The following is a 26299-nucleotide window of genomic DNA, read 5'->3' as shown; positions in this document are numbered from 1 at the left end:
TTGTATATTTGGATTGTGAATTAAGAAGCGCCAACAGCGTCACTTCCACAGTTGGCGCACAAAGGGTTAAGAAATTGAGGGTAAATAGTGCGCCATAAGCTGCTTGGCATCCGCTTGATACTCTTGGTACGACTTAACCTTAAAGAAAGTGCCTGCGCGATAATCCTCTCCCTGTCTGGTTTGATACATTTTCTCTAGCACTGTTTCATCATTTAAAAGTGCAAACAGTTGTGTTGCCGATTCTGGATCTTCTAGTGGGTTTTCGGCTTTCTGATTGTTTTCATCGCGCTTAACAAGATTTTCTAAACCAAGAGTAAAGGTGTCTAAATAAGCGATTTGCTGCTGGCGTGGATGATTTGTTAAGTCTTCGCCAAATTTGCTCAGCTGCTCGTCAGAAAACTCGTAATCTTCTAATAAATTAACGGTTTTACTCACCATATCTTGCACTGTTGTATACATGTTGTCGCCATAGCCTTTACGAAGATAAAGTGGGTTATCGGGGTCACGAGACGAAAAGGCGGAAAACTCTAAAAAGGCGCCTGATTTTTGCGTAATATCACCTAAAAATGAAACGATGTTTTGGCGTGCGGCTTCATCTTCGTCGTGTAACTGATCAAGTAAACGTGTTCCAAGGTGATTATCAAACCCCAGTACATTTAACATTGCACTTTGCTGCTGCTCACTAAAATTAGTTAGTTTGTCGACTAAATCACCAGGGTTATCTGACGAAATAACACTCGATACAAAGTTTTGTAGGTTATTTGCGCTTGAATCGGTACTAAAGTACAAATTGATTTCCGAGTAGGTACCGTCATCGCGACTATTTTTTTTGTATGTATTTACGGACTCGCTATAAAGTGCCGCTTGCGAAATAATTTTGTCTCGGTTTACTTCATTTTGGTTGGCAATCACGTCAATAAATTGCGCTATTTTTTCTTCTTCCGAGCGCGGAGGTTGGTATTCATTCACATGCACAAATAACATGCTTGCAGGCACAGACAAGCCCGAAATAGCACTTACTAATCCATTTAAATGCTCGTCATCGAGCTGCCCTGACAATGATAAAAATTGTTCGTTTTTAAGGACATCTGTTTTTGCTAAATTAATGAAGTCTTCTTCAGAAAGTCGCTCATACAACGACGTAAGCTTCTGTTTTTGCTCATCGGATAAATTGGCTTGGTCGGGTTCAGCTAACCAACTGTTAAAATCAAAATCAACTAGGTAAACCTGGCTAATAAATACAGAATCTGGCGCTATTTGGTCATTAGCATTTACTTTTGCTGTGTTTACGGCTTGTTCAATACTGGCGTTTTTATTTTGCACCGCATTTGAGAGGTTTTCATAACTATTTATGCTAGGTAATTTCATAATCACGTCCTTGTTTGTGAATCAATATGTTATCGGCAGATTACCGCAATAATTTAGTGTTTATTTTCGCTTTGATTTTACTTGCCAGTTTGTAGATTCAGGCAGATACTTGCAGTTAATTCGGTGCTTTAAATTTAGCCATAAAACGCTTGTGCAAAGATATCGAACTAGGCAAAAAATCACGGCTTCTCGCTAGGCTTTTAAACTTAGTAGGGGCTATTTAGCGTGTTTTAGAGTGAAATTAATGAGCACATTAAGCCAAGAGTATATCGATTTATTAAAAGAAATTATTCGCCATCCGAGTGTGGTAGGAGCGGAGCATTCGTTTTTTCGTGTATTACAACGCGAGCTTGAAGAGCGCGGGGCCACCGTAACTTGGTACGAAGGACTATTAGTTGCGCAGGGTAAAAAGCCGTTCAGTGCAATGTTTTCCGCACATATCGACCGCCACGGTTTAATTTGCACTGGGCCGAACGAATTTCAATATGCAGCATTTATTGCTGCAAACCGCACAGATTTGCTCAATAACTCAGTGTCTGAAGAACTCATGACTAAAATCACCGAGCGCTATAAGTCTACCCCAGTATATGCTTACGAGCCTTGGTCTGGTGCTTATCGCGGGCAAGGCATGATCAAACATTCGTATGTGTGTGAGTATCGAAATAACCTTATTTTCGAAATTGACGGTCTTGAAAGTGCGGTTGCCGGAACACCAGTTGCGTTTAAAGACAAACTGCGTATTTCCGAAGAGCGATTAACCGGACAGCTCGATAATGTACTGTCAGCGGCAGCGCTCGTGCATTTATTTAGTTTAGGCTTTGAAGGCACTGTGTTTTTTACCGCGCAAGAAGAAGCAGGTAAAAGCTGGCGCTATCTATTGGAATGGTTTCGTCGTTTTGGTGGCTCAACTAACCGCTTGTTTGTGGTAGATACTAGCCCGTTTCCCGATGTTGAATCGGCCAATAAACAACATTTAGTGCTGCGAAAAAAAGATGCCAACGCTTCGTTTAATTCAGCGGCAACTAAGTTAGTGGAAAAAATCTGTAAAGAGCAGCAGTTAAGCTACATCTATAAAGATGAATATATGGAAAAAATCAATAAAGAGCTTGCCGCGCGAGGGGAAGCGCCACGCTCTATTGGTAGTACTGAGCTTGGCCGTATAATCGCCAGTTCGAATGGTTTAGTAGATGGTACTACAATTCAAGTGCCAACAACCAGCTACCACACAATGGATGAATCGGGCTCAATCGCATCGGTAGAAGCCTTTTTGAATGTATTAATGGCCCTATCAAAAAGAGGCTAATTATCAATAAAAAAAGCGCCAGCATATGCTGGCGCTTTTGTTTTATAAGGTTATTGAGTTTATGCCAGTAGCAAAAAGCCAATAAATGCGATTGTAGCTGCAAGTAGTGCGTAAGGTAATTGGGTTACAGCATGGCTGACTAAGTTACAATCTGAGCCTTGTGCTGCCAGTACCGTTGAATCAGAATAAAAACACGCTTGGCTACCAAAAGAAGACGCTGATAATAGCGCGCCAATCACAAGCGGAATGTTCGCATCAACCGCAACTGCAAGTGGCATTACAATTGGGATTGTTACTGCAAAAATACCCCAACTAGACCCTGTAGCGAACGCTAAAATTGCCATTGATAAAAACACCATCGCAGGCAGCAACTGTGCTGTCATATACGGGCTTAGCGTGTCCATTACATATTGTGGCAATAGCAATTTGTCGCACACATCTTTAAAAATAAATGCAGCGATAACCGTACCAATGGCAGGTAACATGCATTTAAAGCCATCAATCATTTGCTCCAACATATCGGCCAACGGCATTAAACGCTGCGCCATATAAAATGGAATGGTCACAGCCAATGTTGCCAGTAAGCCTTTCCAAACATCAATATCAAAGTAAACAGTAAAGCCTACAAGGAGCACTATCGGCACTAAAAAGTTGTAGAGCTTTCCGCTATTATCGGCATTTTCGAATTCTTGCTCGATTGCTTTTGCTGCGTATTCATCGGGTGTTTGCACTTCGCTTAAATCGACTTGCTCAAGTGCTGGTTTACCCGCTTTTGCTGCAAGTTCGGCTTTTTTCATAGGGCCAAAAAGTGGGATCACCCCTAAAATAACCAATGGCACCATAAATACGGCAACCCAGGCATACAGCATGTAGGGGATCGCGTCGATGTAAACGCTAATGCCTTGCCCTTCTGCGGCAACACCGTTATCAACCAGTAAGCCACCAAAAAACACCGCCCAAGTAGAGAGTGGCACCAGCACACAAATAGGCGCGGCGGTTGAATCAACAACATAGGCCAGCATTTCACGGGATATTTTAAATTTATCCGTAACGCGGCGCATGGTTTCGCCCACAGTTAAAGCGTTTAGGTAGTCATCAATAAAAATCACCACGCCCAGCAAGTAGGTCATAAGCAGTGACGACTTGGCGCCTTTGGCAAGTTTGAGTGCGCTGCGACCAAACGCCAGTGCACCACCAGTTCGCACCAATAGCGCAATAAGTGCACCAAAGCTACCGCATACTAAAATTAGCCAACCTATGGTTTCGTCGGCCATCACTTTTAATGATGCCTCGGAAAAATTACTTAAAATGGTCGTAAAATCAAGCAGGGCTAAGCCTACTAACGCACCTAACACAAGGGCTAAAATAGGGCGGCGAAGTACTACAGCAAGAGTCAGTACAACAATGGGTGGAATTAAGCTAATAACGCTCGGCTCGGTCATTCAAATGATTCCAATATTATGATTACCTTTAAAGGTATAAATCGCAGCAATAGGCATGCGGATATCTGCTTAATATTGGGTTGACCAGCGCTTAGTATGGCCCTTCTTGAAACATCACGGCGAAAATAAACAGGATTACGTTTTGCGTCAATTTAAAATTTTTGTCTTATCAAAAAATAGTTTTAATCAATGTGATTAATTATTAAATTTCAATATGTTATTAACTATTAAATGTGAGTGTTCAAAATGTGTTGCTACGGCATTTTTATTTTTCACTTAACAAAAACAGTTTAATTTAAACGCCTTAACGTAAACTCAGTTACTTTAATGTATTTGAATAGCATAATGCGCTAACACTTTGGCTTTTCTTCATTACAACAAGGACGGTAACAATGACAAAAGCGATTTTGCACCACTTTGGTGTGGTCAGCATTTTGTCGTGCGTGATGGCGTAAATGCGAGTGAGATTACTCAATTATTAATGTGAGGTTGGCACAATTGAATACGCCAAAAACCCTTGAGCTAGGCGATAGTTATCATCAACTTGCAAGCTTATTTGAGAAAAAGTTAGCAGGGCAATTTGATATTAAAACCTATGCCAAAGGCGAGGTACTATTACAACAAGGCGAAACCCAACAGGCGGGGTTTTTAATTTTGTCGGGGGTACTTGGGGCTTTGCATGCGAGCGCTGATGGCGGGCAAAAATGCAAAGAGTTTTATTTTAAAGATGAATTTGCACTGTTGTACGGCAATTGGCTAACGCACAGCCCAGCGCTATATCAACTTAAAGTAATTCGTAAGGCAAATTTAATTAAAGTGCCGTTAGCATTATTAGAAAGCACCGATTGGCAACCTATAAAACAACAGCTTATAACCCAACAGTTATTATTTAAAGAAGCCAAAGAGGCTTTTTTATTGCTCAATACGCCCGAGCAACGCTATCAATATTTACTCGACAATAAACCTCATTGGTTAGAAACGCTCAGTTTGAACGAAGTGGCAATGTACTTGGGAGTGTCGGCAATATCGTTGTCGCGCATGCGCCGTCGCTTAAATTTAACCACAATTAACTTAAGTTAAGGTTTTTATATTCGCACCTGATTAGACTGCCCCTTTTTACAGGAGCCGTTATGTTTATTGTGTCGCAGTGTTTGGTAGCAATTGCTACTTTACTTGATTTAGCCTCGTTTCAATTTAAGTCGCGCAGTGCGATTTTAACCTGCTTATTTACTTCGGTATTGTTTACCGCAGTGCACTTTTTCTTGCTCGATAAAATAAGTGCTGCGTGTTTAATGTTTCTGGCTGCATTGCGCTATGGTTATTGTATTTTTGCGAGAGACCTTCGTGTAATGCTCGGCTTTATGGCGATGAGTATTTCTGCGGTTTATGTCACTTGGCAAAGTTGGATAAGTGTAATCGCATTAGTCGCAGCCTTATTGCAAACCTATGCATCGTTTCAAACAAATGATTTCACTTTACGCTGTTTAATGATTGTTGGCACCTTATGTTGGATTTTGCACAATGTGTTGGTGTTTTCGCCTGTTGCTGTGTTATTGGAGAGTGTTTTTTTAATCAGTAATATTATCGGTTTATGGCGCTTTTATGGGAAAAAAGCGGTTATCGGCTAGCGCGTAGTTAGGTTGTGAGGATTCGCGTCTAAGCTCACGTTTATTGACTGCAAATCCAACGATGTGTTTAAAAATAAGGCATGCAGCTGCGAGTTTACCTTGGTTACGTTGAATTTATTGTGAATATCGGTAAAGTCAGCGTCCACTAAAATTTTGGAGCTGAACTTACCATGAGCACTGCCTTTTCTCGCCGCTTTCTTTCGTTAATTGACCAAATCACAGAAGGCAACAAAAAGCGTTTTGCTGAAGTAACAGGGCGTTCGGCTTCAACTATTTATCGTTTGTGTCGTGGTGGCAGCCGCCCGTCGCTTGCTTATTTAGAACAATTAAGTGAGCAATTTAGCATTGATTTAAACTGGCTTATTACAGGCCAGCGCGCTACCGACGAGGTTACCAATAGCACTAAACCCGATATGGTACTTGCACCTAAGTTTGATGTAGAAGCCAGTGCGGGTTTTGGTCAAGTTGGTGCAGGGGAAGAAATTTCAGACCATTTTGGTTTTTCGAAACAGTGGTTATCATCGCAATTAGGTGTGCATTCAGAGCAATTAGCGTTTGTTTCTGTACGCGGAGACAGCATGCAGCCAACCCTAGAACACGGCGATATGATTTTAGTGGATATGTCGCAAAAGCAAGCGCATAAAGAAGATATTTATTTAGTACACACCGAAGATGGTTTACTAACTAAACGCTTAAAACCATTTAGTGGCGGCGTAAAAGTAATGAGTGATAACCCAGAATACCCAAGCTTTGAAATCACCCATGCTACAGGTGAACAAGCACGTATTGTTGGCCGAGTTGTGTGGTTTGGTCGCGATATTTAACATTAAAAGTGAGCAAAAAACCGAAGTCACTGACTTCGGTTTTTTTGTTTAATCTAGCCCGCGATTGCGAAGTAGTGCATCGGTTGTCGGCTTTCTGCCTCTAAACCCTTCATATGCTTCAAAGTAGTCGAGCATGTCACCACGACTATAAATGAAGTGGTATAATTTCTCTGCCGTTTCTGGGTCAAAAATGTTTTTCTTTTCCAAGAAAGCATCAAACCCGTCGGCATCTAAGATTTCAGACCACATATACGCGTAATAGGCTGAAGAATAACCGCCAGCAAAAATGTGGCCAAAGTGCGTGCTGCGATGGCGCATAATAATTTCACTAGGTTTACCGTACTTAGTCAGCACGTCGTTTTCAAAAGCACGTACATCCAAGTCTTTTACGTCTGTTAGTTGGTGATATGCCATATCGACAAGTGCAGATGCCGTAAACTCAATCGTTGCAAAGCCTTGGTTAAAGGTACTTGCTTGTTTAATACGCTCAATAAGTGCTTTAGGCATAGGCTCATTGGTTTTGTAATGACGAGCAAACTTTTCGAGCATTTCTGGTTGCGCAATAAAGTGCTCATAAAGTTGCGCCGGAAATTCAACCCAGTCACGAGGTACACTTGTGCCAGCAAGCGTTGGGTAAGTCACGTTAGATAATAAACCATGAAGTGCGTGGCCAAACTCATGGAATAAGGTTACAGCATCGGAGTAACTCATTAACGTTTTTTCGCCCTCAGCGGGTTTATTTAAGTTCATATTGTTGACGATAATTGGCTTTACATCGCCAGCAAGCTTTTGCTGGGTGCGGAACGAGCTCATCCAAGCGCCTGAGCGCTTGCTCGAGCGTGCGTAATAGTCACCAAAGAATAAACCGATGGCGTTGCCGGTTTTGTCTTGCACTTCCCATACACGAACTACTTCGTTGTAAACAGGAATGTCGTTACGTTCAACAAATTTAAGGCCAAATAATTGCTCAGCAACATAAAATTTTGCTGCAAGCATATTTTCAAGCTCGAAATACTCGGCAATTTCACCTTGGTCTAAGTCAAATTTGGCTTTACGCACTTTTTCTGCGTAATAGCGCCAATCCCAAGCAGCTAGCTCGTGCTTAACACCCTCAGCTGCCATTTGCTCTTTTATCCAACTACGCTCTTGTTCAGCTTTTTCAATTGCTGGCTCCCACACTTTTAACAGTAGGTCCATTGCTGTTTCTGGAGAACTCGCCATCGCGTTAGACAGTACATACTCAGAGTGATTTTTATAACCAAGCAGTTGAGCACGTTTGGCGCGTAACGATACCATCTCAGCAATAATGGCCTTATTATCGAACTCATTATCGTTGTCGCCACGCTTCGCCCAACCTTTGAACGCTTTTTCGCGTAGATCGCGACGGCTCGAAAATTGTAAAAAAGGTTCAACGCTGGCACGGTTTAGTGTAATCACGTATTTGCCTGCTAAGTTTCTCGCTTTCGCCGCTGCGGCGGCTGCATCACGTTGTGCTTGAGATAAACCGTCTAAATCTGATTCTTCTAATACCAATGTAAACGCACGCGAGTCATTTAAAGAGTTCTGCCCAAACTGGGTTGAAAGTTCGGAAATACGTTCATTGATGGATGCGAGTTCAGCGCGTTGTTCTTCGGTTAGGTTTGCACCTGTTCTCACAAAGCTGTCGTATACACGGTTTAACAAACGAGTTTGTTCAGGGTTCAAATTTGCAGCAGAACGGTTGTTGTAAACGTGCGCTACACGTTTAAACAAGGCTTCATCCATGCGAATTTCATTGTTGTGACGCGTTAGCATTGGCGACACTTTACGCTGCAATGCTTGCATTTCATCGTTTGATTCTGTGCCAGTTAAATTAAAAAACACACGAGAAACGCGTGTGAGTGACGCACCTGCGAGCTCCATAGCGGCGATAGTGTTATCGAATGTTGGTGCGTATTCACTTTGTGTGATCGCATTGATTTCTTTTTTATGCTCAGCCATGCTTTTTTCAAAAGCGGGTAAAAAGTCGGTTGTTTTTATTTCATCGAAAGGTGGCGAACCAAATGGCGTGTTCCACTCTTTAAAAAATGGATTTTGCGTGAGCGTGTTTTTGCTCTCTTTCGAAGTGGTTTCACTTACTTCTGTATGTGCTGCGTTAGGACTCTCTGGTTCTTTGGAGCAACCTGTCAGCATAATTGCTGCAGATATTGCCAAAGCTAGGCAGGTTTTATGTTGCACAACTTTCTCCTTAAAAGGCTTGTTATTAGGTTATTTATAAAAATGATACATTATAACAAAACAAATAAAATGAATTTTATCTCATAAATGATGTAGCTTGTCTGAAATTTTAGGTGTTGGCGTAAGGTGATTTAACGTGTTTGAAGGGGGGTGGTGCGTTTTAACCTAAAATAGTGTTGGTCGCGTTGTGTGGTTTGGTCGCGATATTTAATTTAATCTAACTTGGGCTAAATTAGAGCGTGTTGACCTTTGCTGTCTATTTCTGCAGCAGTTTGTTTGGCATTTAGACGAGGCAGAGCGATTGCGGTGTAGTTAGTTTACATAAATGAGCGATAACACTGTATAAACGCCAAACAAGCGCTGCCTAACAGATTCAACCCAAAGCGTTTTGTTCTTTGTTGTCGCTTCTTGACTTAGCCCGCTAGGCCTACAAAGCAACGTCGCGATCAAAAAGCTTTGGATTTGAACAGAATTTAGACCACAAAGATCAACACGCTCTAGTTGTGAGCTAAGATTTGCTCACGGCTTAACTGCATGTGGTGCCAAAAACGCACCACATCGTCTTTATTGTTATTATAAAAATCGCGATTAAACGGCACATACAAATAGGTGCGTTTTAACACTCCCTGACTGCTTATTACATGGTCTTGCTGATTTAATGCCTCAACCTGCGCAAGACCAATACGTTTTTCAACTATGTACCCATCAAGGCGACCGATAGCAACTTGATGAATACCTAAACTGAGGTCGTAGTCACTGTTTGCAGCGATGTTATGCTGTTTAATATATTGCTCAACTACGTAACCTGCCGGTGCTTGAAGGCCAAACTCTTTAATTTTTTTATAATAATTGACGTTAAATTCACCTTGTTTAGAAAATAGTTTTCCTGCTAACTCCGCTCGATGTAAGAATGAATTTCGTTTGTATAAAATCACATAATCTGCAGTGTTTATGTAATGTTGTTGTGTCATTGGAAACGCAAACTGTTTAGTGCGTTTAGGGGTTTTGATCATGGCAAAAAGGCCGTCATAAATGCCATCTTTAACCGCTTGTTGGCAACGTTTCCATGGCAATGCTGTAAAATAAAGTTCAATATTCGAGCTACTTGCCGCGTGTTCTAAAATATCCACTAACAAACCAGACGATGCTGAAGCTTGATTGTCGCTTGAAATATAGGGAGGATACTCTTTATCTTCATGACAAAGTTGCCAAGGCTTAGCATTAATACTAAAGCTAACTACAAGTAGCAATGTGAGCAAGGCGTTTAATAGCATAGTATTTCGTTGTCGTTGAGTCGTGGTAATTATATGTGACTTGCCTGAAATAGCTATGCAAAAAAGCAGCTTACAAAACGCATTTTGGTCAACATTTGGTTAATTGTGTAAAACATAGCTAAGCAAGATGTTTTTACGTAAATAACATCAATCAGTGTAACAATGCTTATCGTTATAGTTTAGTTACTTAATCGCAGAAACAAGCAGCAATTTGGCATCTTTGCCATCGGTTAAAATGGCGATATTACCGCTATTGCTAACAAATACATCACGCAAGCGACCGCTTATTTCGGGGAATACGGCGGTTTGTTTAAAGCGATTATTATTAATATCAACAGCGTACAGTTTTCTATCAACGAGCGTGGTAATTAATACGTGCTTTTGCAGTGACGCGAACGCGTTATGACGTGTGCCGTAGTAAGTCATGCCAGAAGGGGCGATAGAGGGTGTCCAATTAATACTAGGCTGTTTCATACCCTTGTATTCAGTAAACGGCGAAATTCGTGCTTGTGAATAGTCTTTACCGTAGGTGATCACCGGCCAACCGTAATTATCACCTGCGCTTAAAAAGTTAAGTTCGTCACCGCCCGCAGGGCCATGTTCATGACTTACAATGCGTTTTGCATCGTAATCGTACACAAGCCCTTGTGCATTGCGATGACCAAGAGAAAAAACCGCATGAGCATTTGGGTTTGAGCGATTTTTAAATGGGTTGTCGTTAGGTATGCTACCATCTAGGTTTATGCGTAGCATTTTTCCTAATTGACTCGTTACAACTTGTGCTTGTTCACGATAATCAAAGCCGTCGCCACTTGAAAACAGCAAGGTATTGTCAGGCAGTATTAGTGCGCGCCCAGCATAATGTTGAGGTGTGCCTTTATCGGTTGCCACCGTGTACACAATTTGAGGTTTTGAAAATTCAGTGCCACTAAACTGTGCTTTTGCGATCACTAAACGATTAGCGCTTAAGTTGCCTTGAGCGTAGGTAAAATAAACGGTGTTTGATTGCGCATAATCAGGTGCAAGCAGTATATCAAGTAAGCCGCCTTGCCCTGCAAGGTACAAGCCTTCAAAATTAAGGTTTAGCCGTTTTTGGCTGTTGCCTTTTACCATTACTACATGGCCGTCTCGTTCAGTAATTAGCCATGTTCCATCAGGTAATTCCACCATGCTCCAAGGCGCGTTTAATCCGATTGCAAGGGTATGTATGTTGTAAGTTTCTAACGGTAAGGTGGTGTCGCTTGCAATGGCGTTTTTTGAAACACCTACAGATGTGACAAAACTAAAGGCGATATAAAGCAACCATTGTTTACAACTTAAGTGTTTGCTAGTGTGAGGGAATAGTCCTTTGTTGAGTTGCGCTAACCTTGTTATTTTTAACACGTTTATTACCTTCGTTTTTAGTTGCATGGCTGCTGAGCTTTACCATAGCTAGCTTGTTCCATAGCCAATATGTTGTCAATCAGTTAGTAAATGTTGGGGTGGCGGTACCATTAGGCGACCGCCTTTATATAATGGCGCAAGATTGGCTTGGCATGATCACAACCTATGGCGTGATCATCGCAGTTGCCTTGGCAATTGCGTTTACGGTTGCCAATTGGCTTAGCAAAAAATACGCTATTTCGCGCGATGTATGGTTTACCTTTGCAGGTATTGCAGCGTTTGCTACTGTGTTAATTGCGTTTGAACTCATTATGAAAATTAACGTGATTGCGGGCGCAAGAGGTTGGGGGTTTTATACCCAATTACTCGCTGGTGCCGCTGGTGGATTTGTGTTTTCAAAAGTAAGTGCCGCGCTAACACGTAAATAATAAGCTGTTAGCTTTAAAGTAAGATTAACGTATAACTTTCTAAGCTTGTTTAGTACAGCTTATTATCTCCAAGCGAGACTTCCATCTCGTTATTGCCTTTAACTGGGCCGCCAATCATTTCATCGTAGGCGCTGCTTTGGCGCACCACCAGTTTTTTAGCTTTTACATTCTGAAAACGTTGTTGTAGTGCTAACAAATTATGGTGTTTGATGCGTTCCCCTCGCTCATCAGTAATGATGTACTCTTGCCCTTCAACCACTGCACTTACGTTGTAAAGCGCTAAATCAAGGCTATTAAAAACAAGTTTTTCTACTTCAAAGTACTTTTCTAATTTGCTCAGTTTCATTGGCGTATTCTTATCTAAATCATAACGTTGTTTATTACGTACACTACTTCAAATTAGATTAACTAGTAGCCTTAACTTTTATGTGTTAGATAAGCTAATAGTTTGTTCTATTTACATATTTAGTAAAGCCAATAAAATAGGCAAGGCAACAACGGAATCGCCGTTAATCAAAACAACCATCGCTAACACAAATGGATTTTATATGCGCTCAATTGCAAAGCACTCGCTCGACCTTGATTTAACCGACAAAGACTGGTTTAGATACGCTTCTTTTCAAGGCAAATCATCGTTACAAGCCGATTCAGTAACACGACTTCAATCTTTGCCTGCGTTAGCCGTGTTATCAGGTTGGGCTGAAGTGTTTTTTGCTCTTTTGGTGATGGCGATTGCGCTATCAAGTTTGTATTTAGTAGAACATTACCCGCGTGGCATCGCTTTTTTAATTTGTTTAGGCAGCTTTTTAGCGGTATTTATTATTAAGCGCTTAGTAACAATTAAAAAGTATGGTTTTGGTAGTAAAAAAGTGATGACCATTAGCCAAAACCACATCGAAATTGAAGAACTTGCTAAAAAAGTCAAAAAAGGTGGCAGTGAGTTAGTCAATAAAAACGATATAAGCGAAGTGGTTTTTAACTACACCTATATTCGCAAAAACAAGCACCGAGTCGGTGGCGTTGCTAATAAAACACGCGCTGTTTTGCATACTTGCGATATTCATTTAAACGACGGTAAAACCATCTCTCTCGACGCCATGCGCGTTGGGTTATTTAATGTTTTGTACTTATTAGTATTTCATCAATACCCACTTAAATTCAGAAACACCTCAGCCGGTGGCATAGGCACTATGTCGATTATTTTACTGCGATTATTCGCACTCGGCGCAATCGGCAATGCGTTAATTTTATTGGGTAATAAGTTGTTTTAGTGCTTAGGTTTAAATACTTTTTTGTAAACGCGAAGTATTTTTTAGCTTTGACTTAGAATATAGCGGCAGGGTTTGAATATTTAGTGCTGATAGGAAACCCTCTAATGACGCTGAAGAGCGAATAGCGGACGTTTAGATTTTTTAAACCCTTACTTTTCAGCCTCTGAATTTAAACCTTCCCCCATATTCAAGAAAATGCGCAAATTGCGCACTTTAATCTTTCTCAAAAAATTAACCACATGTATTTTTAATAATACTGGCAACTAGTTATCAACTTTGTTACAACTAACCCATTCAGAAAAGTACGCGATTGCAAATCAGAAAAATGCGCGATTTGCGCACTATTAAATTGTTATGTATTTTTCAGGTTTTAGAGTTTAGGTTATGGATAACAGAATAGATAAAGAACTGATTGACCCAATGATAGAGCCATCATCAGAGAAAGCTCATAGAATAGCTAGGTCAACCCTATCAATGGTGCCTTTAATAGGAGGAGCTTCAGTTGAAGCATTTAATGCCATAATTGAACCTCCTATGCTAAAGAGAAAAACAGAATGGATGGTACAAGTCACTGAAGTTATAAATAAATTGTTAGATGACGGAGTGATAACAGAAAATACTCTTCAGAATAATGAACGGTTTATGACGACCCTAATTAATGCTAGCGCTATAGCAATAAAAAATCATGAACAAGAAAAGCTAAAAGCTTTAAGAAATGTCATTTGTAACTCTGCTATGGGTGAATCACCAGATGATGTTGTGCAAAATGTTTACCTACAAGCAATTGATTCCTTTACATCTTGGCATATCAAAATTTTAGATTTAATTGATAATCCAATGAAATGGGCAGAACATAATAATCATGAATTCCCGAAATGGAGTGCCGGTTTAAATACTGGTGCTATCAGAGATTTATTGGAAAATGCTTTTCCTGAAATGGTTGGTAATTACGAAATTTATAATACTGTATGGAAAGAACTATTTACTAAGGGTTTTATCACTCAAGAAGGTTACGGCGTAGACAGAAGTAAGCCAGTTCTTGAAAGTAGAACTACCAAGCTAGGATCAAGTTTTATCAAGTTTATAGGCGAACCAAATACATAACAAACAGTTTAAAAGCGGACAAAATTCAGTTGGCTGGTTTCGCTCCGCTTCACATTATAGCCAACTAAATTTTGCCTTTTAACTGAGGCGTTAGGCATCAAATGAAAATTACAATACGGAAAGCTGAAATTGCCGATAGTGCTGTGTTAAGTATGTTGTGGCAGTTTTACCAATATCACCAGAGTGCGTTTGACCTAGAAGATGTGGGTTCAGACGGTCGCTTTGACATTGATGAAGAATATCTTGCTTCTATAGTTCGCGGTGAAGAAGACTGTATTACTTATCTTGTTTTTGTTTCAAATCAAATCGCTGGCTTTGCTACCGTAGAACCAACTGAGATAGTGGGCAAAGAAATGCCGGAGTTGGCTGATATATTTATTCTTCCTAAATATAGAAAGCAGGGTATTGCCAAATTTGTAGTTCAACAATTGATGCAAGCTGGAATTAATCAATGGCATGTAGCTGTGTATTTCAACGATAGCTTGGCGTTGCAGTTTTGGGATAATTTGTTTTCTAAATTAAATGCTGCGCATGTTGATAAAGTTGAGCCAGCTGAAACAGAGGGCTTTCACGAATTTGTCATAACAAATGCCTAAAAAGGCCGTAAAACCGTGGACACAAAACAGCAGGCTTGTGCTCCTTCGTCGCCAATTTTAGCTTGCTATTTTGTGCCGTTTACGGCAAGCGTTACGAATGACAGTTGTTGGCACTCTGCTGCTATTGATTCATATACTTTCAATTTCGTTGCGCTCGATTGTTAACATATAGCTACATTAAGCGTTTGCGCTTCAATCTTAATCTATTGTTTCTAGTATTATTCGGTTAAAGTGATAAAGCTGATCTGTTCGTCGAAGTAATGAAATGATGGAAAATGCTGTTGAACAAGCAATTGAAAATATTCGCTTAAAGTCAAAAGGGCCGTTGAGCGTTGTTGACTGCCCTGTGACGATTAACTTTCACCCTGATCGTTTTACTAACCAAAACGAGCCGCTGTTGCTCGCAATAGCAAAAACGGGTTATTTACAATCGCAATTTGAAACAGGCACCAGTAATGGCGGTTTAACAGCATACGCTGGTGGAGAGCGCTGGCTTTGGGAGCAGCGCGTATTTGATGGCGCATACGATAACGCTGCAAACGCATTAAGACCAAAGTATGGCGCGCTTAACTTTCGCAAGTATGAATTTGGGGCATCCTCGCGTTTTGGTTCTGCGTATTTTCAGTTAAAACCACATGTACTTAGCCATACTACTTTTTGCTACCCAGACAGCTATTTTGAACCCGAAGACTTCGCCGTATTTAGTCATGTTCAATCACTAATAAATAAAGCCAATGTTGCAAGTGAAGACTTACTTGATGATTACATCGAAGCGCATATTCATGGTGAAATTTCGTTAAAAAACGATATTGAATGTGTGGTACTCGACCCTATCTATCGCGGTACTGAAATTGAGTTTCAAGCAAACGCATTAGATGTGCCTGTAAAGTGGCATCAAGGTTTTTCGCTTAGTATTGAGGCTATGCAGCAATACCCAAATTATCGCGGCCAACAGTTTATTGAACTGGCAAAAAAATTTGCCGAAAATGGCAAGGTTAATGCAAAAATAGTGGGCGAAGCAGTGACAAAACTTGGTTATGATGAACAAGATATCAAAAAAATATGGCACTATTTGGCAAGGTTCGGCTATCAATCATAACGGGTGAGGTTGGGCGTTGCTTTAGCCATTTTCAGACGTTTAATTTATTATTTATGTTCAAAAACTTAAAATGTAAGGGAAGAATAATTTCATCAGCAAGTTGACATTGCGTACAACGCGCCGTAGCATTTGGTTAAGGCTTTAGAGGCGCCTTTTCCGCTAAAGACGATGTCACTCTCATCACAATACATTCAATCATTCGAAACAAATAAGTTTGGTAATCGCGGAACACCAAAAGAACTTAGGAGTTTTGATTTGTTATGAATCTGCAATCTTACACCCGTAATTTTGGGTTGTTATCTGCCAAGTTACATGAATCTTTTCGAGCAGCACTGCCGTTAGCGGTATTACTATTTTATATTTATTCCTTTAATTACTTTGGTTTTGTAGCGTTTTTAGAATTGCCATTTGTCACTTTATTTTCAATGTTAAGTGATTATAGCCTCACATTTTTAGTGCTTTTAACGGCTGGTTTAGGCGCGCTGACGATTTGCCAAATGGCGCAATCTAGCAAGGAGGAGCTTTAATGGAGTATGCATTAAAACACGCCAAATCATTAGCGAAAACGCTGCTAAAAGAGGCAAAAAGTGGTAACGCAAATGTATTAAAACGGCTAAAAAAGTATTACAGGCTAGATGAAAATCACCCGACAGAGTTAAAGCTAAAAATGTGTCAGCACCTTGTCGCGAAAGAAGCGGGGTTATTTGATTGGCAACAGTTGCATCAGCTGTTATCGGCAGAAGTCGCTGATAATACTGGGCAAACTAACTTTGGTAGTGTGTTGCATTCAAGTGCATGCGACCGTTTTTTAAATAAATGGTTTGCAAGTTATCAAGACGCGCAGCAGGCATTAACGAAACACAGTTATTTAGTGCCGTTTAAACATCAATTTATGGTGGTAAAAGGTCATTATTTCGCTGAAATTGGTATTAGCAATATGCCAGAACTGAGTGAATTTAATTATGACTTGGTAAAAGCGTACCCAAGTGACACATGGGATAAACTGGTAGCGCAGGTATTTGTTGCTAAGCGCTCGAAGTTAAAGTAAACACTCAACCAAACTTAATTTGTTAGCGTGCCAGCACTGAAATTAAGTGAGAGGCATAAAACACTCATGTGTAATTAGCATGAGTGTTTTTTATGGTATTTTTAGCTGTTGATTATGAATTCCCTGTAATCAAAAAGGTACCTTTTCAAAACGCATACCTTATTGTTTATTAATTACTTTTTAACGTTTTTACCTTATGGGCTTTTGCTACAGCGCGAAAATCCAACACTAATAATGTTACGTGTAACTGCCCATACTCATTTTACCGTTTGTGATCATGATACAGCTTCCCCGAGTCTGTAAGCCTTTTTTATGGTTTTGCTAAACCAATACTATGGATAAGGCCTTTATTAAAAATAGCGTTTGACAACGCTGTCAAAAAGTACCAGTATTCGGTACGTTAATTTATTGTTAACGTTCCCAAGAATAACTAACCTCAGGCTCAGATAACAAATAGTGAAAGTACATAAGTTTAAATAGATAAAGCTGTTTTAAAGCGCTTGCGACAAGTGTTTGTAAAATTCAAGGCATAGCCCTTGGAACAATAGCGTGCATTAAGAGCGAATTTATTGCCAACAAATATTACGGTTAAGCCAGTAAAAGTAGCCGTTAGAAGCACATTCGTTATCTTCACTTGAGGTTAACCAATAAGGGCAGAAAATGAAAAGAACACAGTTAGCGTTGGCGCTAAATTTAGCGCTGTTAACGCCACTTGCGACGCACGCACTTAATGTGCAACCCGACCCACAAAACCCGAATGGTTATGTGCTGTTAAAAAGCGAAGTAGCAACTGCGGCACAAACTAAAACCGCAAACCCAATGTACGCAATTTGGTCAGATGCACTACGCACCGCTGATAACACGTTAGTTGAGGCGATTTTGCCAAATGCCGCTAGTAACCCAGCCAATGTAAAGCGTGCAGAGCGGGTATTTGGTCAAGCGCAATGGGACTTTTTAACTCAAATGGCTGCACCTGAGTATACCTACACGCGTTTTTTACGCGCAATTGGTAAGTTCCCAGCGTTTTGTGGTGATTATAGCGATGGACGAGATGCCGATGCGATTTGTCAACGATCAATTGTGACCGCATTTGCCCATTTTGCCCAAGAAACGGGCGGCCATATTGCAAAAGACAATACCTCAGATAACCCGCAAGGTTTGGAAGAATGGCAACAAGCGCTTGTACACGTAAGAGAAATGGGCTGGTCTGAAGGGCAACCCGGTTACACCACGGGATGTGGTCAAAATGACTGGCAAAATCGCCGCTGGCCATGTGCACCAAATCAAGGGTATTTTGGTCGCGGTGCAAAACAACTGTCGTATCATTTTAACTATGGCGCTTTCTCAGAAGCGATGTTTGATGGCGATGCCACGGTACTGTTAAATAACCCAGCATTGGTTGCAGACTCATGGTTAAATTTAGCCTCGGCGATTTGGTTTTTCTTAACGCCACAAGCGCCCAAACCGGCAATGTTACATGTGATAGATCGTACATGGACGCCGTCAGAGCGCGAAACATCTGCTGGGATCGGGTACGGTTTTGGCACTACCATCAATATTATTAATGGTGGCATTGAATGTGGTGCACAAAATAAAGATAAAGGTCAGCCGGTAAATCGTATTCGCTACTGGGAAGGGCTTTCAGCGTATTATCAAATACCGATTGAACTGGATGAAGAAAATACGTGTTGGCAACAAACCCCGTATGGCAGCTTAAATTTAGAAGGCACAACCGATGTGCTTTACACCAACTGGGAAGGCGACTGGACGTATTACGCAGATAGACCCGGCGGTTATGCATTTGAGTGTAAACTAGTGGCGTATCAAACGGCGTATTCGGCGTTAGTACCGGGCGATTATGAAAAATGCGTTACTAATTTCTATGCCTCACACGCAAATTGGCCTGAAGTAAGGTTAGTTGATACCTTGCCCGATCCAGTCGAGCCGCCATCAACGGGCAATACTTGGTCTGCGGATAAGGTTTATCTGCAAGGCGATAAAGTGGTGTATCAAAACGCTGAATATCAAGCAAAATGGTGGACACAAGGTGATGTACCAAGCGCGGGTGGTCCATGGCAATTAATTGGTGAGGTAACTCCGCCAACAGAGCCACCTAGCGAACCGCCTGCTGAGCCGCCCGTTGAGCCACCAACAACGGTTGCACAGTGGCAATCGACAGCAGTTTATGTGGGCGGCGATAAAGCGGTATTTGAAGGCAAAACCTACACGGCAAAATGGTGGAATCAGGGCGAACAACCAGATACCAGCAATGCTTGGCAATAATTAAGCGGCTTTTAAGCAATTAGCCGATTTAAATTAACCTCAAATGAAAAAGCGCACATAGATGAGTGCGCTTTTTTTGTTCACATGGGGAAGGGGTAATTAATTCGGCTAGTAAAGGTGAGCAACACCTTATCGACCCTTCATTTAGTTAAACGTTACGATTTATAAAAACGATCAATTAACGTTTAAATATGCAAAAAAATATCTAGGGTATTGTTTTCATAAATATATTTTTACTGTGTATTTTTTCGGTTACTCTAGTCATTCACATTTTTTTTAACGCAGGATGCGCATTATGCCTTTGAATTTGCGACCGTTCGGTCTTTTCTTTATTGCAATTATGGCTCTGAGTGGCTGTGGTGAGACACCTTGGTATGAAAAAGACAGTGACGGTGACGATATACTGGACGTGATTGATGATTACCCATTTGATGCAACGAAACATCATTATCCGGTATTTATTGAGCAAGAGCCGAATGATAACCCAGCCATTGCGACACCTGCCAAACTAGATGATGGCTTTATTGCTGCTGGCACAATTTCATCGCGTGTTGATAAAGGTGATTTATTTGGCTTTGATGCGTCAAAAGGAACGATGATCACTGCGTTTTTTACGACACAAGCAGAGCGCTTTTCTCCACAAGTGTATATTTCAAATGCCGATGGTTTGGTTATCGATAGCTATGTTATGAAGCCATTTTCAAAAGATGGCACTTATGTTGTTCATTTTCAATTGTTTAAAGCGGGCCGTTATCAACTAAGCGTAATGGATAACAACTATGCGGGTGGCGATGATTTAAGCTATAAAATTACCGTATTCCACGACACGGATGTAGATGCCTTTGACGACCGAAAAGAGCGCAGGTTATTGAGCGATGTAAATAAAAACGACCAAGATAACGATGGCATTATTGATGGCTTAGAGTATTTGTTAGCGCGCTCAGTAAAGCTGCTTGATGCTGATAATGATGGCCAATTTAACTGGCAAGATGACGACTCAGACGGCGACGGCACAACCGACAAGCAAGAAGGTAAACAAGATAAAAATAATAACGGCCAACCGGATTTTTTAGAAAAAAATTAATACCAATTCGCAATAATACCTTAACTGTTTTGAGGGATTGATATGTATTTGATTAAGCAGCTGCTAATTGGTTTGTTATTTTTAATAACGACAGTTCTCAGTAGTTTTCATTCTTCAGCAACTGCCATTTGGCAAACTGAAGGGTATGGATATGTCTTTGATTTAACGAATCGTGAAAAACCACGTGTCTACGATATCAGCGATAATTATTGTTTTTTAAATCATTTTTTAACTGATGAAGCTGAGCGAGATGGTGTAGCCATAGATGAAAGTGCGAAACAGTTAAATTTTGATAAGTTGTTCCCTCTGTCTGTCAGAAAACTTGATGTTTTACCAAAAGCTTGTACGTCTAATGAGTTAGATAATTTTCAAAGCAATAGTCATGTATTCGATAGTCGTAAGATATTAACAGTTGTATTAGATAGCTTTACTGATCATTACGCATTCACTGAAGAAAGAAAGCTAAACTGGGAGGCATTGAAGTCTCGGTGGCTCAAGCGTGTAGATAACAATACAACGCTGAATGAACTACAACAGGTTATTGACGAGTTTTTTGAATATATTAGAGATGGTCATGCGATTTTGATTGATGGTTCTTTAAAGAGGCTAAGCCATTACCCACCTAGAAAGTCCGAATCAGAAAAAAGGCTGAAAGAATACCTGTCTGAACACTCTGAATTTTCTGATATTTCACAAGTTTATCGATATACCTATTCGCAATGGATAAACAATGTAGAATCCTATTTTTCTGCCAATAAACCTGCACAATATCTAGCGGATAATTTCCTCATTGCAAAACTCAAAGGGGGTGGTTCGTATTTTAGAATCGAAAGTTTCGATGACCATGAAACACAGGAAGTAATGCAAAAGGTAACGCCATACTTTAATAGCTCCAAAGGGTTGATTATAGACCTAAGGGATAGTTCTGGCGGCAGTGATGTGGTCGCGCTCCAAATAATGTCTTACCTTATTGAAAAACCGCTTAGAATTGGCACTAAAAGCTTCAAAATGCCAACTGGTATGAGTGAAAAAAGAGACATACTTGTTTCTCCCGCAAGCATTAACCCTTTTATTGGTAAAATTGTTGTGATTACCAGTCACCTCACGCCAAGTGCAGCTGAGCTATTTTTAATAGCACTAAAGGCGAGGAATGATGTGACATTCATCGGTGAAAATAGTTATGGAGCTTTAAGTGATGCGTTGATAAAAGCACTACCTAATGGTTGGGGAATTACGTTATCTAATGAGGTTTATACCGACAGTGAAGGACAAAGCTATGAATTTGTCGGAGTTCCTGTAGAGCATGTATTTGAATTTCTAAATATCAAAGATATTGACGAAAATAAAGACTCTGCTTTGGAATATGCAATAAAACTTCTAGGTCAGAAACCCAATCGAAACTAATTGAAGTTGAGCTGCGCTTAATAATTGATAAATTGGCACTGTTCTCAATTGCCAACATAAAGATAGATAAGATGGAATACCTTCTCAGACAGCTTAGGCTAATAGGTTTAGAGCTCCCTGACAAACCATTATGAGTTTAAGAGGCGGCAATTAGGCTACTAAGTTTTAATTATACTTTTTCAAATCAGGCTTATTTCTACCTTAGAAAACGTTAAAAAGTTTTGCTTAATATATAAACGACAGAAAAAGTGTAAAAAGTAATACTGAGTTAACTCTCCGTTTGAGTGATAACATAGAAGCAGCACAAGAAAAATCCAAAAAAGGTGTTCAGCTTATTAGCAATGTAGATGGCATATTTAAAGAAATAAATCAGGGAATGTCTGGAATAGTTGAAGTGGTGAGACGCCTCTAGTTGTAGGGTATACTATTTGGTTGAAGCAAAAAATAACGTCGTCGCGTTGAGAGCTTTTAGCTGACATTTGTCGTAAATATGAGGTCGATGATAGTCTATTAATTAGGTTTTATTGGCAATTTTAAACCGTAGCAGAATCACTCAAGTTAGCACTTGGCAGAAACAGCCCTCTGAACTTAATCATGTATTCGACAGCAATGAGCGAATAACGGAGACGGCTAAATTGAAGGTGTGTTATGGTGGAGTCTTGCTATATTAAGCCGTTATTTAGTCAAGAAACTTATGAATCCAGACTATTCTAAATACAATATTGAGGAACTGATTGAGGTATGCTCTAGTATTGACAGAGACAAATATCCAGAAAGATATGAATCAGCAAAAACTCAGTTGGCATTAAAACAACAGAGCAAATTCGATGCTGTTAAAAATAGTGAAAAACACTACAACAATCAAAATAGAGAATCTCACAGAATCAACGCTAGCTCTCATTTAAAAGAGTTTCTGCCTACTTCTACAATTCTGGTTTGCTGCTTTGCCATTTGGCTTCACTTTTCTATCAATAAAGGTTTGGGTTGGTTAGGTCTACACAGTATGTTTGCGTTATTTTGGCTTTTAATCGCTTTAATACCTCAGTTGATTCTTCATTTGAGATATTCCTCAGTGAACAAAAACCATCAAATAGTTCAAGACAAAAGACTAATTTCTATATCTTCTAAAGACTTAAAACATGAATTCAGTTGGGATGATATTGATTCGGTGGACCTTTACTTACCTACTAGTCAGTATTTTTCAGGCTCAAGAATAGTTCCTTCAGAGAATTACTCATTTGGAATAATTCAAGTAAAAGGAATGAAAGAAAAAGTAATTATCACCAGTTTATTGGATAGTGAGTTGCTATGGTTGCGCTGGTTAAAACCTAGTGTCACTAAGCGTCATTGGCGTGTAATTAGTTTTGTGTAGTGACTGGCAGTTCTTGGCACATATCCGACTGTCAGAATTGATTTTATTGGTTCTAGTCAAATAGGTCTAGTGAAAGCTTATTTAGATAAGCGATTTTTATTGCCTTTAAATGCAAAACGTCATTAGACTAGCGGACATAATTTGCTGGGATAAATACTGATAAAATTTTGCTTTATCATCCGAGGATTCTTGTTATGAATTTATGGCGCTTGGTAAATTTAGCTTTTGGCTTATTTCAGCAATGTGCTGTTCGATAATGGCTATGTTCTTTTTGCTAAAAGATATAAGCGGTATTTTCTCGTTTAGAGATTCTTCGTGTTTAATATGAGTGAAATGTAACTCTTTAAGGCCAGTATCGGTTTCAACTACTTCTACACTGCGTAAATCTGCATGATTTATTCTAATACGCTTTGATATTACACTCTTTTTCAGTTCAAAAGCGTCAGCGTAAAAATGCCATGCATTAAAACAGTAGCTAATCATGCACATGGCGATGAATATTAAGCCCCATACAGCAACCTCCATTTTAAGATAATAAATACCCCAGCCTATCAGTAAAGAGCCTAGCAGCATGGTGGGAATCTGTTTTACTAAGCTAACTTTTACACTGTGTTTTGGCTTTTCCGTAAGCGTATTTGTCACCGTTACTATCCTTAGTTGGTTTTGTATAGGTTAGGGGCATCAACCTTGTACGAGCCGCAGTAATTCCTTTAAAGCGACTTAATTTTGTTTATATAGCTGGTATAGCTGGGCCAAACTATGCGTTGGCCCTTTCGCTGCCTGATCCGTTAAAGTTGAGCTGGCTTTGCTGCTGCAAGCTTGCTCTCTAAGCGTTGTAATTGCTCTGCGAGTGCATTTTGCGTCATTTCTAATTCGGCTATGCTGCCACCAATTTCAACTTGTTTGGCGTCGCGACCTTGTGATTTAGACTTTATTTGGTCAAGTTCGGTATTCACTGCAGCTAGTTGATTTTTAAGTACTTTAGTTGCTTGCTGCTGCTCTTCAAGTACCGAAAGCTTTAATGTGAGTTCAGTATGGTTTTGCGACAGTGTTTTAAGTTCAGAGCTAACATTTGCTTGCGCTGTTTTTTGGTTTTTAGTGATGTCGCTAGCTTGATCTTTTAACTGTTTAATTTCAGATTGGTTGCGTCGCCACGCAGATGCCCAAAGCTTGTCCATTTGTGTCCACAGTTCGTCGGTACGTTTGCTAAGTGCGCTTACCTTGGCTTTAATGGCGCCTGCCGATTCACCCATTTCTTCGCCTGTTGCTGAAAGTGCGCTTTCTAATTCAGCAATGCGTTGATTTGATGCAGCAAGCTGAGCTTGGGTTGCAAGATTTTGTTGGTAAAGTGTGTATCCACCTGCTGCTAACGCAATAATGGAAATAGCACCCAGCCAGGTAAATACATTGCTACTTTTTTTATCGGCAGGTGTGTCAGGTACGTTTTGCGGCGCGCTTGGCGCTTGCTTACTCGATTGTGCAATCGGCTCTTTTGATTGCGCAACCTGATCTAGGTCGGGCGTACTACCAAATAGTTCAGGTTCAATTCGTTTATTCAACACGTACTCCTAATGTTGTTACTTATTTCTGGCGTTGAAGCAGCTTACTGCAAAATGCTGAAAGATGGAATTACTATACCTAAAATGTTCGGCATACTTAAGCTGGCGGCAATGGGGGTATTTGCTTGTTATTGCTAGATTGAGGCTTGAAAAACGTCTTTTAAAACCAGATTATGCAAATCATAAATTAGTTTATAAATTTACACGTAAATGGAATCAACAAATCCCTTTCTTTCTAAGTTAACAACCTTAGTTGAAAATAAGCTGTTCAATAACTTTTTAGTGGCGGTTATTTTATTTAATGCCGTTACGTTAGGTTTGGAAACCACACAGTTTGGTAAGCAAAACGCAAACATACTGCACGCGTTAGATTTTATTATTTTAATCATATTCACAATAGAGCTAGCACTTAAACTGATTGTGTATCGGCTGCGCTTTTTTAAATCTGGCTGGAATTGGTTCGACTTTTTAATTGTGGCCATTTCGTGGGCGCCAACCAGTGGGGCGTTATCGGTACTGCGTGCGTTTAGGATTTTACGGGTATTAAGGCTGTTTTCGGTGGTGCCACAAATGCGCCGTGTAATTGGTGCGTTGGGTCACTCATTGCCAGGTATGGCCTCGGTAATTGGTGTACTTGGTATTATCTTTTATGTTTACGCGGTGCTTGCTACTAAACTGTTTGGCCAACACCCAGATGCGAATATGCAAGAATGGTTTGGCAGTATTGGTGCCTCGGCCTATACCTTGTTTCAGGTAATGACGTTAGAAAGCTGGTCTATGGGGATTGTGCGCCCAACAATGGAGCTGTTCCCGCAATCTTGGCTGTTCTTTGTGCCGTTTATCATTATCACTAGCTTTGCGGTGCTTAACTTATTTATTGGTATTATTGTTGATGCAATGCAAGTAATGCACGAAGAAGAGGGCAAGCCAGAGCAAACCTTTGCTACCAAAGAAGATATATTGCGCCTTGAGGCAAAAATTGATGCCTTAATCAGTAAAAAACAGTAAATCACCCGCCAAAAAAGCTGAAAGTGAAGTTACGGATTTTCGGACATAATTTCAGTTTTTTTGGATATAGTTTGACTAAATGAGTGCACGTATCATTTCTATGCATTAACAAAAACGCATTAGGAGCACGTGTTATGACATTTTCTCATTCATTAAAAACAATTTTGGCGGTGGCTTTTATTGGCCTTTCGAGCTTTGCTGAAGCAGGCTACGACACCGAAACTGACAAAAACGGCGTAATTTTAGCGGGTCACGATGTGATTGGTTATTTTACTGAAGGTAAACCAGTGCTAGGTAGCGCCGATTTTACAGCCGTTTATAACGATGCAATTTATCGTTTTAAATCTGCCGAAAATCGTGATTTATTTACACAAAACCCAGAAAAATACGCACCACAATATGGTGGGTTTTGTGCCTACGGCATGACCTTTGGTAAAAAGTTTGAAATAGACGGTAAGGCATTTGAAATTGTTGATGGCAAATTGTTTGTAAATAAAAACCAAGATGTTTACAAAGCATGGGCGAAAGCTGTGCCTAAACATATTTCAGAAGCAAATAACTTATGGCCAACGGTTGAATTAGCTAACCCTAGTGAGCTGTAATC

General features: G+C 40.2%; 25 protein-coding genes. 17 read left to right on the top strand and 8 right to left on the bottom strand.

Annotated features, from left to right (window positions below):
- Nucleotides 1-66 precede the first annotated feature (66 nt).
- Nucleotides 67-1368, bottom strand: a complete 1302-nt coding sequence (locus ACXAFE_RS18140) for a hypothetical protein (RefSeq protein ID WP_475155940.1) — start codon at nucleotides 1366-1368, stop codon at nucleotides 67-69.
- Nucleotides 1369-1612: 244 nt separating this feature from the next.
- Between ACXAFE_RS18140 and ACXAFE_RS18135 the strand changes: the two genes are divergently transcribed.
- Nucleotides 1613-2671 carry a zinc-binding metallopeptidase family protein gene (locus ACXAFE_RS18135; RefSeq protein WP_100914701.1) on the top strand — a complete coding sequence of 353 codons (1059 nt, stop codon included), beginning with the start codon at nucleotides 1613-1615 and terminating at the stop codon, nucleotides 2669-2671.
- Between the two features lie 59 nt (nucleotides 2672-2730).
- Here the strand turns inward: ACXAFE_RS18135 and ACXAFE_RS18130 are convergent, their stop codons facing one another.
- Entirely contained in the window at nucleotides 2731-4113 is a 1383-nt protein-coding gene (locus tag ACXAFE_RS18130) for a Na+/H+ antiporter NhaC family protein (protein ID WP_475155937.1), read from the bottom strand.
- A 498-nt stretch (nucleotides 4114-4611) separates the two neighbouring features.
- Here ACXAFE_RS18130 and ACXAFE_RS18125 point away from each other — a divergent pair, with 498 nt between their 5' ends.
- From ACXAFE_RS18125 to ACXAFE_RS18115, 3 genes are all read left to right on the top strand, one after another.
- Nucleotides 4612-5193: a Crp/Fnr family transcriptional regulator gene (locus ACXAFE_RS18125; RefSeq protein ID WP_475155935.1), complete on the top strand. Its 582-nt coding sequence runs from the start codon at nucleotides 4612-4614 to the stop codon at nucleotides 5191-5193.
- Between the two features lie 50 nt (nucleotides 5194-5243).
- Nucleotides 5244-5741 (top strand): YgjV family protein, encoded by a 498-nt coding sequence (locus ACXAFE_RS18120; protein WP_475155932.1) that lies wholly within the window; start codon nucleotides 5244-5246, stop codon nucleotides 5739-5741.
- A 170-nt stretch (nucleotides 5742-5911) separates the two neighbouring features.
- Complete coding sequence (locus tag ACXAFE_RS18115; RefSeq protein ID WP_336436501.1) at nucleotides 5912-6565, top strand: XRE family transcriptional regulator; 654 nt, start codon at nucleotides 5912-5914, stop codon at nucleotides 6563-6565.
- A gap of 48 nt (nucleotides 6566-6613) precedes the next feature.
- On the opposite strand, the gene ACXAFE_RS18110 is transcribed toward ACXAFE_RS18115, so the two are convergent.
- The 3 genes from ACXAFE_RS18110 to ACXAFE_RS18100 all read right to left on the bottom strand — a co-directional run bounded on the left by ACXAFE_RS18110 (nucleotide 6614) and on the right by ACXAFE_RS18100 (nucleotide 11439).
- Nucleotides 6614-8782, bottom strand: coding sequence for a M3 family metallopeptidase (locus ACXAFE_RS18110; protein ID WP_475155927.1), 2169 nt, complete (start codon nucleotides 8780-8782; stop codon nucleotides 6614-6616).
- A 497-nt stretch (nucleotides 8783-9279) separates the two neighbouring features.
- Nucleotides 9280-10056: a substrate-binding periplasmic protein gene (locus ACXAFE_RS18105; protein WP_475155924.1), complete on the bottom strand. Its 777-nt coding sequence runs from the start codon at nucleotides 10054-10056 to the stop codon at nucleotides 9280-9282.
- Between the two features lie 183 nt (nucleotides 10057-10239).
- On the bottom strand, nucleotides 10240-11439 hold the full coding sequence (locus tag ACXAFE_RS18100) for a PQQ-dependent sugar dehydrogenase (protein WP_475155921.1): 1200 nt from the start codon (nucleotides 11437-11439) through the stop codon (nucleotides 10240-10242).
- Here ACXAFE_RS18100 and ACXAFE_RS18095 point away from each other — a divergent pair.
- On the top strand, nucleotides 11424-11867 hold the full coding sequence (locus tag ACXAFE_RS18095; protein ID WP_475155918.1) for a hypothetical protein: 444 nt from the start codon (nucleotides 11424-11426) through the stop codon (nucleotides 11865-11867). The two genes, ACXAFE_RS18100 and ACXAFE_RS18095, sit on opposite strands and share 16 nt — an antisense overlap.
- Nucleotides 11868-11916: 49 nt before the next feature.
- Here the strand turns inward: ACXAFE_RS18095 and ACXAFE_RS18090 are convergent, their stop codons facing one another.
- Nucleotides 11917-12213, bottom strand: coding sequence for a DUF6482 family protein (locus ACXAFE_RS18090; RefSeq protein ID WP_475155914.1), 297 nt, complete (start codon nucleotides 12211-12213; stop codon nucleotides 11917-11919).
- Between the two features lie 202 nt (nucleotides 12214-12415).
- On the opposite strand from ACXAFE_RS18090, the gene ACXAFE_RS18085 reads away from it, so the two are divergent.
- The 10 genes from ACXAFE_RS18085 to ACXAFE_RS18040 all read left to right on the top strand — a co-directional run bounded on the left by ACXAFE_RS18085 (nucleotide 12416) and on the right by ACXAFE_RS18040 (nucleotide 23128).
- On the top strand, nucleotides 12416-13138 hold the full coding sequence (locus tag ACXAFE_RS18085; protein WP_475155911.1) for a hypothetical protein: 723 nt from the start codon (nucleotides 12416-12418) through the stop codon (nucleotides 13136-13138).
- Between the two features lie 384 nt (nucleotides 13139-13522).
- Nucleotides 13523-14242, top strand: coding sequence for a hypothetical protein (locus tag ACXAFE_RS18080; protein WP_475155909.1), 720 nt, complete (start codon nucleotides 13523-13525; stop codon nucleotides 14240-14242).
- A gap of 101 nt (nucleotides 14243-14343) precedes the next feature.
- On the top strand, nucleotides 14344-14838 hold the full coding sequence (locus ACXAFE_RS18075) for a GNAT family N-acetyltransferase (protein WP_475155907.1): 495 nt from the start codon (nucleotides 14344-14346) through the stop codon (nucleotides 14836-14838).
- A gap of 265 nt (nucleotides 14839-15103) precedes the next feature.
- Nucleotides 15104-15937 (top strand): DUF3626 domain-containing protein, encoded by an 834-nt coding sequence (locus tag ACXAFE_RS18070; RefSeq protein WP_475155904.1) that lies wholly within the window; start codon nucleotides 15104-15106, stop codon nucleotides 15935-15937.
- A gap of 260 nt (nucleotides 15938-16197) precedes the next feature.
- Entirely contained in the window at nucleotides 16198-16464 is a 267-nt protein-coding gene (locus ACXAFE_RS18065) for a hypothetical protein (RefSeq protein ID WP_475155903.1), read from the top strand.
- Nucleotides 16464-16985: a hypothetical protein gene (locus ACXAFE_RS18060; protein WP_475155898.1), complete on the top strand. Its 522-nt coding sequence runs from the start codon at nucleotides 16464-16466 to the stop codon at nucleotides 16983-16985. Before ACXAFE_RS18065 ends, ACXAFE_RS18060 begins: the two co-directional genes overlap by 1 nt.
- A 660-nt stretch (nucleotides 16986-17645) precedes the next feature.
- Nucleotides 17646-19268, top strand: a complete 1623-nt coding sequence (locus ACXAFE_RS18055; RefSeq protein ID WP_475155895.1) for a chitinase — start codon at nucleotides 17646-17648, stop codon at nucleotides 19266-19268.
- Nucleotides 19269-19563: 295 nt separating this feature from the next.
- Complete coding sequence (locus ACXAFE_RS18050; protein ID WP_475155893.1) at nucleotides 19564-20352, top strand: hypothetical protein; 789 nt, start codon at nucleotides 19564-19566, stop codon at nucleotides 20350-20352.
- 42 nt (nucleotides 20353-20394) lie between these two features.
- Nucleotides 20395-21756, top strand: coding sequence for a S41 family peptidase (locus ACXAFE_RS18045; protein ID WP_475155890.1), 1362 nt, complete (start codon nucleotides 20395-20397; stop codon nucleotides 21754-21756).
- A 694-nt stretch (nucleotides 21757-22450) separates the two neighbouring features.
- Nucleotides 22451-23128 carry a PH domain-containing protein gene (locus tag ACXAFE_RS18040; protein WP_475155888.1) on the top strand — a complete coding sequence of 226 codons (678 nt, stop codon included), beginning with the start codon at nucleotides 22451-22453 and terminating at the stop codon, nucleotides 23126-23128.
- Nucleotides 23129-23320: 192 nt separating this feature from the next.
- On the opposite strand, the gene ACXAFE_RS18035 is transcribed toward ACXAFE_RS18040, so the two are convergent.
- Both ACXAFE_RS18035 and ACXAFE_RS18030 read right to left on the bottom strand, forming a co-directional pair.
- Complete coding sequence (locus ACXAFE_RS18035; RefSeq protein WP_475155885.1) at nucleotides 23321-23770, bottom strand: hypothetical protein; 450 nt, start codon at nucleotides 23768-23770, stop codon at nucleotides 23321-23323.
- 146 nt (nucleotides 23771-23916) lie between these two features.
- The gene (locus tag ACXAFE_RS18030; RefSeq protein WP_475155883.1) at nucleotides 23917-24690 is read right to left on the bottom strand and encodes a hypothetical protein; all 774 of its coding nucleotides are present in this window, start codon (nucleotides 24688-24690) and stop codon (nucleotides 23917-23919) included.
- 207 nt (nucleotides 24691-24897) lie between these two features.
- On the opposite strand from ACXAFE_RS18030, the gene ACXAFE_RS18025 reads away from it, so the two are divergent.
- Together ACXAFE_RS18025 and ACXAFE_RS18020 are read left to right on the top strand one after the other, a co-directional pair.
- Nucleotides 24898-25695, top strand: coding sequence for an ion transporter (locus tag ACXAFE_RS18025; RefSeq protein ID WP_054980252.1), 798 nt, complete (start codon nucleotides 24898-24900; stop codon nucleotides 25693-25695).
- A gap of 134 nt (nucleotides 25696-25829) precedes the next feature.
- Complete coding sequence (locus ACXAFE_RS18020) at nucleotides 25830-26297, top strand: YHS domain-containing (seleno)protein (protein ID WP_475155880.1); 468 nt, start codon at nucleotides 25830-25832, stop codon at nucleotides 26295-26297.
- The last annotated feature ends 2 nt before the right edge of the window (nucleotides 26298-26299 follow it).

This window comes from Pseudoalteromonas sp. ABV4_021 (assembly GCF_056159365.1).
The sequence above is the reverse complement of the archived record's forward strand: the minus strand, read 5'-3'. Positions and strand labels throughout refer to the sequence as shown.